Annotated in this window: 13 protein-coding genes; 4 read left to right on the forward strand and 9 right to left on the reverse strand. The window is 57.2% G+C overall.

Annotation, left to right across the window (positions count from 1 at the left end; translation table 11 throughout):
• The first annotated feature begins 14 nt into the window (after positions 1–14).
• Complete coding sequence (locus IPM39_14465; GenBank protein ID MBK8987258.1) at positions 15–488, forward strand: YbaK/EbsC family protein; 474 nt, start codon at positions 15–17, stop codon at positions 486–488.
• A 40-nt stretch (positions 489–528) separates the two neighbouring features.
• Here IPM39_14465 and IPM39_14470 read toward each other — a convergent pair whose 3' ends face one another.
• Positions 529–1341, reverse strand: a complete 813-nt coding sequence (locus IPM39_14470; GenBank protein ID MBK8987259.1) for a hypothetical protein — start codon at positions 1339–1341, stop codon at positions 529–531.
• Between the two features lie 351 nt (positions 1342–1692).
• Between IPM39_14470 and leuB the strand changes: the two genes are divergently transcribed.
• The gene (gene leuB, locus IPM39_14475; GenBank protein MBK8987260.1) at positions 1693–2778 is read left to right on the forward strand and encodes a 3-isopropylmalate dehydrogenase; all 1086 of its coding nucleotides are present in this window, start codon (positions 1693–1695) and stop codon (positions 2776–2778) included.
• A 65-nt stretch (positions 2779–2843) separates the two neighbouring features.
• Here the strand turns inward: leuB and IPM39_14480 are convergent, their stop codons facing one another.
• The 8 genes from IPM39_14480 to IPM39_14515 form a co-directional block, all read right to left on the reverse strand.
• Positions 2844–4010 carry a 6-phosphofructokinase gene (locus IPM39_14480; protein MBK8987261.1) on the reverse strand — a complete coding sequence of 389 codons (1167 nt, stop codon included), beginning with the start codon at positions 4008–4010 and terminating at the stop codon, positions 2844–2846.
• Between the two features lie 128 nt (positions 4011–4138).
• Positions 4139–5344, reverse strand: a complete 1206-nt coding sequence (locus tag IPM39_14485; protein ID MBK8987262.1) for a 6-phosphofructokinase — start codon at positions 5342–5344, stop codon at positions 4139–4141.
• A gap of 87 nt (positions 5345–5431) precedes the next feature.
• On the reverse strand, positions 5432–6385 hold the full coding sequence (gene holA / locus IPM39_14490; GenBank protein ID MBK8987263.1) for a DNA polymerase III subunit delta: 954 nt from the start codon (positions 6383–6385) through the stop codon (positions 5432–5434).
• 72 nt (positions 6386–6457) lie between these two features.
• Positions 6458–7033, reverse strand: coding sequence for a hypothetical protein (locus tag IPM39_14495; protein MBK8987264.1), 576 nt, complete (start codon positions 7031–7033; stop codon positions 6458–6460).
• Between the two features lie 61 nt (positions 7034–7094).
• Positions 7095–8789, reverse strand: coding sequence for a UDP-N-acetylmuramoyl-L-alanyl-D-glutamate--2,6-diaminopimelate ligase (locus tag IPM39_14500; GenBank protein ID MBK8987265.1), 1695 nt, complete (start codon positions 8787–8789; stop codon positions 7095–7097).
• 39 nt (positions 8790–8828) lie between these two features.
• Entirely contained in the window at positions 8829–10448 is a 1620-nt protein-coding gene (locus IPM39_14505; protein MBK8987266.1) for a gamma-glutamyltransferase, read from the reverse strand.
• Between the two features lie 252 nt (positions 10449–10700).
• Positions 10701–11240, reverse strand: coding sequence for a hypothetical protein (locus IPM39_14510; protein ID MBK8987267.1), 540 nt, complete (start codon positions 11238–11240; stop codon positions 10701–10703).
• Between the two features lie 8 nt (positions 11241–11248).
• Positions 11249–11488 carry a hypothetical protein gene (locus tag IPM39_14515; protein ID MBK8987268.1) on the reverse strand — a complete coding sequence of 80 codons (240 nt, stop codon included), beginning with the start codon at positions 11486–11488 and terminating at the stop codon, positions 11249–11251.
• Positions 11489–12101: 613 nt separating this feature from the next.
• Between IPM39_14515 and IPM39_14520 the strand changes: the two genes are divergently transcribed.
• Positions 12102–12872 carry a class I SAM-dependent methyltransferase gene (locus IPM39_14520; protein MBK8987269.1) on the forward strand — a complete coding sequence of 257 codons (771 nt, stop codon included), beginning with the start codon at positions 12102–12104 and terminating at the stop codon, positions 12870–12872.
• Positions 12873–12900: 28 nt separating this feature from the next.
• The gene (locus IPM39_14525) at positions 12901–13638 is read left to right on the forward strand and encodes a glycosyltransferase family 2 protein (protein ID MBK8987270.1); all 738 of its coding nucleotides are present in this window, start codon (positions 12901–12903) and stop codon (positions 13636–13638) included.

A 13638-nucleotide genomic window follows, 5' to 3' on the forward strand; every position in this document is an offset into this window, starting at 1 on the left:
ATTGAAAATTGCCCATGCATCCTTCGGCGCAAAAGGTAGCAGACGCGGCCCAGGTCTTGGGTCTGGATATTGAGATTGTGGAGTTTGCCCAGACCACGCGCTCGGCGCAGGAAGCGGCCGACGCCATTGGCTGCCAGGTGGCGCAGATTGTCAAGAGCCTCTGTTTTGTGGTGAACGGCCGTGCCACCATCTGTCTGGTCTCCGGGGCCAACCAATTGGACGAGCGCAAACTGGCCGCCCTGGCCGGCGTCAGCCGCAAACAAGTGCAGCGCGCCGACGCCGATATGGTGAAGGCGTCTACCGGCTTTACCATTGGCGGCGTACCCCCTTTTGGCCATGTGTCGCCGCTGCCGACGTTTTTGGATGAAGATTTGTTGTCGTTTGCGGTGGTTTGGGCGGCGGCCGGCACGCCCTTTGCCGTGTTTGCCATTCAACCAGAAACGTTGGCGCAAATCCACACAATTCAATCGGCCGATTTGAAGAAATAAGGTAACTACTACCCGTATTCGGTAATCCGTATTCCGTCTTTTACTCCGCAAAATACCATGTCTCTTGCGCCAGGAACAGCCAGGTAGTCGGACCGCCGGGCACGGCCGTTAACCGCATGGCCGCCGGCCAGGGGCGGTGCTGCCAGCCATCTTCCGTTTCCACCAGCGGCTCAAATGATTCATTGGTCAACCGCTGCACGCCCGGCAGGGCATTGGGGTCTGTCGGGTCTGTGGCAATTACCAGGTGTGGCGGTTCTTCTTGGGCTGCTTTAACGCCGCCCAGGTAGCAGGCAAATACCTGCTTGTGTGTCAGGTTGCGGACGGCGGCGAAAAAGCCGACGTATTGGCTGGGCAAATCTTCAATGGCAAAAGGGGTCATCGGATTAACCAGGCTGCGCGGCAGACTGCCCTGCCAGTCTTCAAACCGCCAACTCCAATCGCCATAAATGCCCAGGGCCACGCCGATGATCTCGTTTTCCGCCACGCTGCCAGCTACGTGGTATTGAGCGGTGTAGCCGGTAAAATTGTCGTGTAGTCCCTGAGTAATGGTGATGACGCCGCCACCCTGGGCAACGGCCGTTTGCACATCGGCCAGCAGTTGGTGCGGGCTGCCGGTGGCGAAGTGGGTCGTATCAAACCAACCATACGTGGAGTTATACACATATTTAGGCCACACTTTCACCCGCTTGGCGTCCGACGGACTCCAACCATCGGGGCAGTTGTCGTTGGGCAGCACAATAGTTGCCACATCTTTGTCGGGCGCGCTGCTGGCATATTCATACACCAGGCTTATGAGCAAAAGTGGCAGTAATACTCGTATAATTTGATGCACCGAAAGCTTTCTCTCGTTCATTTTCTCACATTTCCGGTAACTATATTGTTACGAACAGTTACGGTGAAGATGTATCAGTTGCTTACACCCAATCTTGTAGTCTAACTCACCACAACCATCTTATCATATCGTCTGATTTGGTATAATCGGGGAATTGGGTGTTGACACGGCCGTTTCCCACCACCACGGATGAAAACCCTGGGAGCGCAGGCGTCTCGCCTGCCAGGGCGGACGGGACGTCCGCGCTCCCATTTTCAGAGGAGATTTCATGAGTGGGTTACCCACCACCACGGATGAAAACCCTGGGAGCGCAGGCGTCTCGCCTGCCAGGGCGGACGAGACGTCCGCGCTCCCATTTTCAGAGGAGACATGATGCAAGCAAAAATTACCCTACTGCCCGGCGATGGTATCGGCCCGGAAGTTGTGGCTGAGGCGCATAAAGTGCTGGCGGTCATCGCCGCTCAATACAACCATACCTTCACCTTTAACCAGCAGCTTGCCGGGGGCATTGCCATTGACGAAACCGGCCATCCTCTGCCAGAGGAAACCCTGAACGCCTGTCTGCACAGCGACGCCGTGCTGTTAGGCGCGGTGGGCGGCCCCAAATGGAGCGATCCAAAAGCGGCCGTCAGGCCGGAACAAGGGCTGCTGCAACTACGCAAAGTGCTGAACGCCTTCGCCAATTTGCGCCCGGTGAAGGTGTTCGATGCTCTGGCCGACGCCAGCCCGCTGAAACTAGAGCGCGTGCGGGGCGTGGACATCATGTTTGTGCGCGAGCTGACCGGCGGTATTTACTTTGGGCAGCCATCGGGCCGGGAGATGGTCCCGGAAGGGCGCAGCGGTCACGATACAATGCGTTACAACGAATTGGAGATTCGGCGGGTGCTGAAGGTGGCGTTTGAACTGGCGCGCGGCCGTCGTGGCAAAGTTACGTCGGTGGATAAGGCCAATGTGCTGGCGACGATGCGCGTCTGGCGTGAAGTGGCCCACGAAGTGGCCGCCGAATACCCGGACATCGCCTATGAAGACGTGCTGGTGGACGCCATGGCGATGTACCTCATCAATCGCCCGGCCGATTTTGACGTGGTGGTGACGGGCAATATGTTTGGCGATATTTTGTCTGACGAGGCTTCGATGATCACCGGCTCGTTGGGGATGCTGCCCTCGGCGTCGTTGGGCGAGCCGGGTTCTATTGGCCTGTATGAGCCGATTCACGGCTCTGCGCCGGATATTGCCGGCAAGGGCATTGCCAACCCGTTGGCGACGATTCTGAGCGTGGCGATGATGCTGCGCTGGAGTTTTGGCTTGTACACAGAGGCGGCGGCGGTGGAAACGGCCGTTTCCCACATCCTGGCCGCCGGCCACCGCACCGCCGACATCGCCGCCCCAGGACAAACCCCCATCGGCACACAAGCCATGGGCGACCTGGTGGCCCAAACCCTGAGCGAGAGTATATAGCTAGAGCTAGAGTATAGAGCTAGAGGAAGAGTTCATTCTTCCTCTCGCTCTCGCTCTCGCTCTCGCTAATAAAGGAACATCGGCTTACCCATCACCTGGCGGACTTTAGGGCGGTATTCCTTTTTGTCGTACAGTTCGTCCACGTCTACGCGCTTGACGCCGGTGGCGACGGTACTCATGGGGATGTGGGTGTATGTGCCGTCGCGCAGCGCCACCATCCGGCCGCTGACCCCATCTTCAATCAGGTCCATGGCCATGTGGGCATAATTGGCGGCCACCATCAGGTCCAGGGCGTCGGGCGCGCCGGAGCGCATCAGGTAGCCCACGCGCTGGTTGATGATGTTTTCGCCGGTGATTTTATTGAGCGCTTCGCCGGTAATTTCGCCGATACCGCCCAATTTGCGATGGCCATAGGCGTCGGTTTCGCCGTATTCCACCACTTTGCCGCCCACCATGTGCGCCCCTTCGCTGATCGTGACCATGGCGTAATTGCTGGGGTTGGTGCGCTTGTCTTGCAGCACCAGTTCGGCCAGTTTTTCCGGGTCGAAGGGCACTTCGGAGATGATGGCCCGGTCTACCCCGGCCAGGTAGGAGCTGATCAGGCTGGTTTCGCCGCTGTTACGGCCGAACAGTTCCACCACGGCGATGCGTTCGTGGGAGCCGGTGCTGGTGCGCAGTTGATTGAGGAAGAGGACGCTGCGGGTAACGGCCGTGCTAAAACCAATGCAATAATCTGTGCCATATACGTCATTGTCCATCGTCTTGGGGATGGCGATTACCGGGAAGCCTTCGCTGTGCAGCCGTTCGCCGTAGCTTAATGTATCGTCGCCGCCAATGGGAATCAGCCGATCTATACCCAGAAATTCCAGATTCGCCAAAACGTGCGGCGTAAAGTCGCGCAGGCGCGTGTCTTCGGCTTCCGCCGCCAGATGCTCCGGGTCTTTTAGAAATTCGGGCACGCGGCTGGGCTTTACCTTGCCCGGATGAGTGCGACTGGTATGTAAAAATGTGCCGCCGGTGCGGTCAATCGTCCGCACGACCTGGTTGTCTAGTCTGATAAAGTTTTTCTCAAAACTCTCCGGGTCGTCCCGGTTAAAATCTAGCAGCCCGCCCCAGCCACGGCGCACACCCACAATCTCGTGCCCCTGGTCCACCGCGCGGTTGACGACGGCTTTGATGCATGGATTCAGGCCGGGCACGTCGCCTCCGCCGGTTAAAATGCCAATTTTCATCTGTGTCTCCTTCAAAAATGGATGTGTGGCTCAACGGCCGTTCATAAAAAAAGGCAAGCCATTGACCCCTTGGCCTATTGGCTTGCCCCGTTTCTATAGTTGTCTGTTCTGCTGGTAAACGGCAAACTTTACCCTTCGCTGGTCATGATCATCAACGGCTTCATCTCAAAGCTCTTGTAATGCGGCCGTAAACGCTCTGTGTTGTAGAACTCTTTGACGTTGACGAACTTTTTCTTGCTGGTGACCACGGTGATTGGCACGTTATCGTAACGGCCGTTCTTCAGGACTACCAGACGGCCGTAGATATTATTTAAAATCAGGTCCAACGCCAGGTTACCATAAGCCATCGGCACAATCGAATCAATGGCGTCGGGGTCGCCGCCGCGCACCAGATAGCCCAATTTTTGGTTAATGACGTTAATGGCTTTGCCATTGTTGTACTTGGGTGACAATTCCTTCAGTTTGGCCGACACCATGTCGCCAATGCCGCCTAATTTAGCATGGCCATAAGCGTCCTTTTCCGCTTCCTTGAACACCATTTCACCCCCGGCAAACGTCGCCCCTTCGGAAACCAGCACCACTGAATAACGGCTGGGATTTTTATACCGATCTTCGGCCAACAAACCGGTCAACAAATCCACGTCGAACTGATATTCCGGGATGACACAGCGGTTGGCGGCCCCGGCCATCGTCGGCAGCATGGCCGTGAAACCAGCATAGCGGCCAAACACTTCCAGCACCAAAAAGCGCTCATGCGACCCAGCCGATGTGCGCAGGCTGTTGGTCATCTGAATAGTGCGGGTGACACAGGTGCTAAAACCGATGCAGTAATCGGTTCCGGGCACGTCGTTGTCCATCGTTTTGGGGATAGCCACCACCTTCACCCCTTCCTGGTAGAGGCGCACGCCATAACTCAGCGTATCGTCGCCGCCAATGGGGATCAGGTACTCAATGCCCAAATACTCCAGATTTTTGATGATTTCCGGCGTCAGGTCGTTGATTTCATCGTTGTAGGTGTCGCGTAGATGTTCGGGCACGTCGTTTTTGCGCATGTGGCTGGGGCGGGTGCGCGAACTGTGTAAAAATGTGCCGCCGGTGCGGCCGGCTTTGTTGACGACTTCTTCGGTCAATACCTGGTAGTTGTAGCTGTTGTCGGCTTTGGGATCACGGATTAATTCCGTGATACCGGCCCAACCGCGGCGCAGCCCAATCACTGTATAGCCTTCGCGGATGGCGCGGATGGTTACGGCGCGAATGGCCGGATTCAGGCCCGGCACGTCGCCGCCGCCGGTCAGGATGCCAATGACCCCTTTTGTTTTGTTCACGTTTGCCATGAAAAATGAAGCTCCTTTTTTCAATCTATAGACCTGTCAGGTCTTAATTATATCTGCTGCTGGTTTTGAAGCGACCAGATTGTCCGGTTATGGGGCGGTCAGGGCGGCCACAAACAGGTTGAGGGCGGTGATCATGTCGTTGCGGCCGGTTTTGACGGCTACGTCTACGTCGAGCAGGTGGCGGTAGATTTGCTCTAGCTGTGGCAGGCTGAACTGCGCGCTTTGTTGGTGCAGTTTGCCGGCCACAAAACTGTGCAGCTTCAGCCGCTGGCTGATGGCCGGGGGGCGGCCGCCGGCGTCTACCATTTCTCGTACTTGAATGAGCAGCCGGAACTGACGCACGAACATGGAAAAGAGGAAGAAGGGGTCGGCCCCTTCCTGAAATTTTTGTTGCAGCAGCAGCGCCGCTTTTTTGCTGTTGCGGTTGCCCAAGGCGTCTACCAGGTCAAAAATGCTGGCTTCGGCCAGATAGGGGCTTAAAATGGTTACGTCTTCGCCGTTGATTTCGCCATCTATTTTGTAGATGACCAGCTTTTCGATTTCGTTGTCCAGGATTTGCAGGTTGTTGCCGATGTTGGTGGCCAGCAGGTGGATGGCGTGGGGGGTGATACGGCCGTTCTTCTCTTCCACCCGCTGCCGAATCCACCGGTCTAACTGCGGGCCTTCTGGTCGGGTGAACAGTTTTTCAAAACCGGTTTTCTCTGCTCGCGCCAATTTGACGATAGCATGGCTGTCGGGCAGCGCTTCTGGTTCCAGGAAAACCAGCCGGGTGGTTTCCGGCAGTTGGGGCAGGTAGGCGGCCAACTCCTTCAGATACGCTTTGTCTGGTTTGCTGATGAACAGGCCAGAAACAATCACCAGCCGGACTTTTGCCAGAAAGGGCATGACACTGCACGCCTGCCGCAAATTGTTCAGCGAAACCAGGCCATCCAGCCGCGTTGTGTTCAGGTCCAACAGACCCGGATCGCCTAATTTGCCCATTAAATCGGCCAGCGTTTCTTTTTGCGAGTGGGTATCGTCCCCGTGGAAGATGTAGAACATAGTAGTTGGCAGTTGTTAGTTGTTAGTTGGGAGTTGGGAGTCGGCTATCCACTATCAACTCCCAACTAACAACTATCCCCTTGTGCGAATGCGATAGGCGGTGGCCGGGTGGGTCTGGCTGCCGCCGGTGAGCAGCAGTTGGAACAGCCGGGTGATGGGCGAGGGCTGGATTTTTTCGATGCTGACGATCTGCATGTCGCCCAGGTTGCCTTCGGTGGTGTATTGGGCCTGGAGGTAAATGCCTAACGGCCGTGACACAATCAAGGTCACCACCACCGCCAAAATCGCCGACGGCAGCGCATTGGCAAACACGCTTAAATCGAAGGACGGCCGTTTTTGCCGTCTTTGCTCCAGGGCCAGGGTGGTTTGGGCGGCCAGCGTCGCCATCGTCGCAGTGGTCAGCAGCACCGTGCCGCAGTTGGGATGTACGGCCAGGTTGGCCTCGCCCCCTTTCATGCGTCGGTAGGCTTCTTCAACGGCCGTAACCACCGTCGCTTCTGGCAAATTGCCGTACACATTCAAATAAAATCCCCGATGGTCGGAATTGCCTTGTGCGTTGAAATTTTTGTGTTTTTCACTAAGCACATGAATGGTGGCATGTTCCAGGCCATGATTACGCCGTGTCCGGCTGATGATTTCTGAGAGCATGATTACCTCTATGGTGGAAAATAACGAATGGTCAATCCTTCGACAAGCTCAGGACCAATCGTCAATAAAAAGTGGGTAAACCCAGGTTGGGCATGGGTTCTTGGGCCAAAAAGGCTTTGATGGCCGCATAAGCCGCTTTACGGTCATCCCAGGGATATTCGGTGATGCCAAAGCACATTGTTTGCTCGTGGCCTTTGCCGCAAATGAGGACCACGTCATGTTTTTGCGCCAGTGTCAGCGCAAAATAAATAGCCGCGCCGCGATCCGGCAGCCGCCAGAAGGTCCGGCCTTCCACGCCGCCTTTGCTGCGACAGCCAAAAGCCATCATGTCTAAGATGTCTTCCAGCGATTCGGTGCGTGGGTCTTCGGCCGTTAGGATCGTTATATCGGCCTGTTGGGCTGAAATTTCAGCCATCATGCGCCGCTTTTCCACGTCTCGTTTGCCGGCGCTGCCAAACACGGTGATGACACGGCCGTGATGGTCGGCCACCATTTGCCGCGCGGCGGCGATAGACCGGGCCAGCGAGTTGGGCGTGTGGGCAAAGTCCACGATGGTTAAAAAAGCCTGCCCACCGTTGATGCGCTCCATCCGGCCGCTGACGCCGTATACTTTTTTTAATCCTTCCTGGATGGCGTCGGGCGCAATTTGCAGCACACGGGCGACGGCGACGGCCGCCAGTATATTGTACAGGTTAAATTCGCCCAACAAGTGGGAAAATCCGGGGACCTTAAAGTCCATCTGCGCTTTTTGGGTTTCGCCGCGCAGTCGGCCTAACGGCTGATTGAAGTGGAGATGGAACCACGTTTTGTCTGCTTCGTAGCTGATGTTGTGGGCGGTCACGTCCGCTGCGGCATTCAGGCCGTAGCTGACGTGATGGGGCACAGGAATGGCCGACAGACGGGTGAAGGAGCTGTCGTCGTAGTTGAGTACGGCCGTTTTCCCCACCCGCTTCTTGGCCGGATTCTGCGTTTCAATGGCCCAGTCGTCGGCCAGCAGACCGGTAAACAGGCGGGCTTTGGCGGCAAAATACCCCTCGTAGCTGCCGTGGTAGTCCAGGTGTTCGTGGGTGATGTTGGTGATGAGGGCGATGTCGAAATCTACGGCCGTCACCCGGCGCTGCGCCAGACCATGCGATGTGGATTCCAGAATGCAGTGGGTTAAACCGGCGTCTACCATGCGGCGCAGATAACGCTGCACCACTGGCGCTTCCGGTGTGGTGACGTGGGGAGCCAATGGCTCCTCTTGTTCGCCGACCACCGCCTTAAGCGTACTCAGCAGCCCGGCGCGCAGCCCGGCGGCTTGTAAGATGCTGTGCAGCAGGCTGCACGTCGTCGTCTTGCCGTCTGTGCCGGTGACGCCGATCATCACCAGTTGGCGGCTGGGAAAGCCTTCCCAGGCGGCGGCCAGCCAGGCCAGCGCTTCGGCCGTGTCGGCCACTTCCAGATAAGCCGCGTCTGGCGGAATGGGCAGGTCTAGCTGCGCCGCGGGGCGCTGCGCCAGAATGAGGCTGGCTCCCCGCGCCAACGCCTGCCCGATATAAGGGTGGCCGTCGCTGGTGGCCCGCACCCGCGCCACAAAACAGGCTCCCGGCGCGACGTCGTTGGTGTTTTCGGTGAGGTGGGTCAGGTGTACGTCGGGTCCGTCGTAGGCCGGTGGTTGGGGCAGATGGGTGTGGTGAACGGCCGTAGCCCAGTCGGCTAAAAGCTGCTTGAGGGAACGGCCGTTGGTTGTCGTGGGAGTGTGCAAATCATTCATGACTGGCTACTTTAGCGGGAAATTCTGCGGCTGTCCAGTTTACCCAACGGCCGTTGCCCCACCCCGTCTATCATCACCGGCGGCCACCAGACGGCCGTCCGCCGTGCGCGAGACGCTGTGCGCGCCGCCAAAGTAGATGCTGCGTGTCGGCCAGCGGTTGACAGCGTAGCCCATTGATTCCAGTTCGGCGACGGCCGTCTCGTCATACCCCTGTTCACATTGCAGCACGCCGTTTTCGATGTGGACGCGGGCGGTGTTCACGGCGTCGTGCAGCGGCAGGCGAAAGTCGAGCAGGTTGCTGAGGACTTGCAAAATGGCGCTGCGGATGCGCACGCTGCCGCCGCTGCCCAGCACCAATCGCGTCTGCCCATCTTTCAGGACGATGGTCGGCGTCATCATGGTGGGCAGGCGCTGCCCGGCGGGGCGGGTGTGGAAGCCTTGCGGGTGCAAATCTTCCTCGCCCAACATGTTGTTGGGGATGTAGCCGGTTTCAGGGACGACGAATCCGGCCGATTCCCCGGCCGTCGTCGTCAGGCCAACGGCTAACCCGTCGCCATCAATGACGCTGAGGTGACTGGTGTTGTTGGCGCTTTTTGGCTCGGTTGGTCCGCTGGAGGGGGTTTTGTCGTACAGGGCGGCTTCCACTTCGGCGTGATAACCTGCCACATACTCATCGCTGAGGAAGCGGGCTAACGCTTCGCGGACCGGCAGCGTTTCGCTGTCGCGCTCCCAGTGGGCGCGGGCGCGGCTGGCCGCCGCCATCACTTCGTATAACAATTGAAGGTGGGCAGCGGAACCGTGACGCATGGTGCGCACGCTGAAACCGGCGAGCAGCTTCATGGTGAAGGCGGTGAGGACGCCGCCGGTGGAACTGGGCGGCGGCAGCAGCAGTTCAAACTCGCGGTAGGGCAGGCGGATGGAAGGTAGTTGGCGCACCTCGTAGCCGGCCAGGTCGGCGGCGGTGAGCAGGCCGCCATGCTGCTGCTGGTCGGCCAGGATGGCCTGGGCCAGACGGCCGTGCCGCGCATAATCGGCTCCTTCAACGGCCAGCGCCCGTAAGGTGTCGGCCAGGTGGGGGATGAAGAGCCGTTCACCAGGTTGGATGATACGGCCGTTGGCCGCAAAAATGTCACGCATCCCGGCGGTATGGGTATACAGCGGTGCCAACAGGGCGCAGGTATCGGCCTGGAATGGGGCGATGGCTGTGCCGTTTTCGGCCAGTTGGATGGCCGGTTGCAGCAGGGTGGACAGGGGGAGACGGCCGTGATTACTGGCTAACATACACAACCCGGCAATGTTGCCCGGTACGGCGACGGAGGCGCGCCCCAGGTGGAAGCTCTGGGTGGTAGCCCCAAAATCAATGGTAACAGCCTGGAAGTCCATGCTGGTGGGTGGACGGCCGTCTAGCCCAGAGGTGGACACCCCTGGGGTGTCCACCCCTGGGGTGGTGGAAAAGAAATCGTAGACGAGGGAACGGCCGTTTTGCGGGTCGAAAATATGGGCGATGCCGCTGCCGCCCAGGTGGACCACACCCACTTCAGCGATGAACGAGGCAAAGGCAGCGGCGATGGCTGCGTCTACAGCGTTGCCCCCTTGTTGGAGGATGGCGGCTCCGGCAGCGGCCGTTTCCGGCCCACCAGCAGAAATGACTCCGGGCATGGTTAACTCCTTACTTGCCAAATCGCGCTACTGATAATTTCTGATTGTAACCGTCGGGATTGGCGGAGGCAATGATTATGCAAAGGGGAATAGAAAATGAGACGACCGACAACGATTCGACCAGACCTGGCAGGTCTCTGAGACCTGCCAGGTCTGGTCGCCCAATTTGTAGAACGATTTTTCAAATCGTTCACTGGGTAATTTGGAAAATCCCCCTACAATCGCAGGAAAAGACTTTTCTGGATAGCTGTACTACCTCTGAATCAAAGGTAGAAAGAGGTTGATGATGTCCCCAGGGCAAGTGACCGAACCGAAGTTAGTCGCGGACAAGCCACCCGTTTCCCGCGCCCGAATTGTGTAGGCATAGGTGCTGCCCAATCCGGTCACGCTGGACGGTGGTCCACAGGCCACCTTGTAGCCGGGGGCAGTCATACTCACTGGAATGTACATATAAGACTGGAAAAAGCCAGCGTGATACGCCCGTATCTGGTTATCAATGGCGACGGTCATGCTGATAATGTATTGGCCCGAATTAGCCGCCACGTACAGATAGTCCCACTCAATGTAACAGGCGTTGGTCCCGGCCACAGGGCGATAGCAGGTGGCGCTGGGGCTGTCTATAAAAGAAATGGTCGGGGATTCGGCATTGCTGTCAATCTCCCGATATGGCTGATCTGGCCCGGCCTCGGCCGTAGTCACGGTTGCCTGCATAGCGCGGACCATCACCAGGCTGAGTATCACAAACAGCGCCAGAACGCCCAATAAGGCCTTCAACTTTTGATAGGGTTTCATGGTCTGGTTTATGGCTGGTAGGCCGGACAGTAGGCTGTGCCATAGTTGGCTGATCCCAAGTTGGCGCTGTCTCTGGCACGAATGGTATAGGCGTAGACGTTGCCCAATGTTGGATTGCCGCCGGCGCCAAGAGAACCACAGGCCACTTTGAAGCCCTTACCCAACATGTTGTATGGCACGTACATGGAGGTTTGGAAGAAGCCCTGGGTATGGGCTACCGGACCGCTGTTGTTCAACGTGAGGGTCATGGTGATCATGTAATTGGGCGCGGCGTCTACGGCCAGATAGTACCAGGTGAGGAAACACTCGTCCCGAGAGGGATCGGGTTGGTAACAGGTGGCGGAGGGCGAATCTATGAAACCGATATTGGGTACCTGTGGACTTTCAGCCTGAGGATCGCCTTCGATTTCCCGCTGACTTTCGCCTTGCGCCTCGCGGCTGAGGATGTTGGGGCTGCCTGAACCTTGCCCGCGAGCTGTTTGTATGAGGCTGAGACTGACGGCCCCTAATAGAAATGCCAGGGAAAATGGAAAGGATAAATTTGCGCATCTTGACCTCCGAGTTTGATGGATGACAGTTGGCCCACCTCCGATCAATAAGCTCAGTATGTACAGTGCGCGGTTTGGGTTAAAGGTGCAGGCTCCGCATGGCGTGATGCTGAACCTATATTATAGGGGATATTTATCCCAAATAGTAGGGGGTACCTTATTATTGCTACCCCGAAAAGCCTTTTCCTGCGGTTGTAGGAGGATTTGGAAAATCGCTCTACAAATTGCGCGAAGATTTCTGTGGACATCTACAGCAACCGGAATGGTGGTGGGTCATAGCTTAAATGGGGCAATTTGACTATAGTTATGCGCCATGGAACCGAGCGAATACCAAACCATGTTTACCGTAGAAGATCGTCATTGGTGGTACGTAGGGATGCAGCAAATTAGCCTCGCCTTGCTGCATCAGTATTATGGGCCGTTAGACGGCCGTTTTGTTCTGGATGCCGGCTGTGGTACAGGGGCAGCTATGCGTTATCTGGAACCTTTTGGCCGGGTAACGGGCTGCGACTACTCGCCGCTGGCTCTGGCTTTTTGCCGCCAGCGCGGACTGGTGCGCCTGTACCAGGGGAGTGTGCGTGAACTGCCGTTTGGCGACGGCCGTTTTGACCTCATCACCTCCTTCGACGTCCTCTATCACCGCAGCGTTGGCGACTATTACACCCCTCTGGCTGAATTTCACCGCGTCCTCAAACCCGGCGGCCGGCTTTTCCTGCGCCTGCCCGCCTACAACTGGCTGCGCGCCCACCACGACCAGGTCATTCATACCGCCCACCGTTTCACCACCCAGGATTTGCGCCGCGCCTTCCAAAAAACTGGCTTCTTGCCCGAAAAACTCACCTACGCCAACACCCTGCTCTTTCCTCTGGCTTTGTTCAGCCGTCTGGCCGAACGGCTGCGCCCACCTCAGGGAGAAACATCCGATGTGAAGCCCAATCCTCCCTGGCTAGACAACTTGTTGGTGCGCTTTTTACGCGCCGAAGCGCGTTGGCTTGTCCGCCACAACTTGCCTTATGGCCTTACCGTCATTGCCATCGGCCGTAAACCAGAAGCCAAAGACCCATCAGGCCCGGATGGAACCTGATCTTTCACAAACCCCAACTGGAGTTCCCATGAAATCTGACATGAGCATCTCGGCCTTCTTCCCGGCCTACAACGACGCCGGAACCATCCCCAGTATGGTCATCACCGTGCTGCTTACCCTGCGCGAAATCACCGACGATTATGAGGTCATTGTGATCAACGATGGCAGCAAAGATCATACCGGCCCGCTGCTGGATGAACTGGCGCGTATCTATCCCAATGAGGTAAGGATCGTCCATCATCCGCAAAACAAAGGGTATGGCGGTGCATTGCGCTCCGGCTTTGCCCAGGCGGGCAAACAATGGATTTTTTACACCGATGGCGATGCCCAGTATGATCCCCGTGAACTAAAAAATCTGGTCGCGCTGGTTTCTGACGAGGTGGATTTTATCAATGGCTGGAAGATTGAACGCAACGACCCGCTGCATCGCATTCTCATCGGTCGCCTTTACCAGCATACGATTAAGCTGCTCTTTAGCCTGAAACTGAAAGACGTAGATTGCGACTTTCGCCTGATGCGCCGCGCTGTGTTCGACAAAGTGCATCTGGAAGCCGACAGCGGCGTTATCTGTGTGGAATTAATGAAGAAGGTGCAAGACGCCGGATTTCGTTTGACAGAGACGCCTGTGCATCATTATCATCGCGCCTACGGCAAATCGCAGTTTTTTAACCTTCGTCGTCTACTGCATGTAGCCCGCGACCTGGCCGGGTTATGGGTGCGCCTGGTGCTGCGCAAAGACAGCCACGCGCCTGACGGTGAACGTTGA

The organism is Candidatus Leptovillus gracilis (assembly GCA_016716065.1).
GTDB classification, from domain to species: domain Bacteria; phylum Chloroflexota; class Anaerolineae; order Promineifilales; family Promineifilaceae; genus Leptovillus; species Leptovillus gracilis.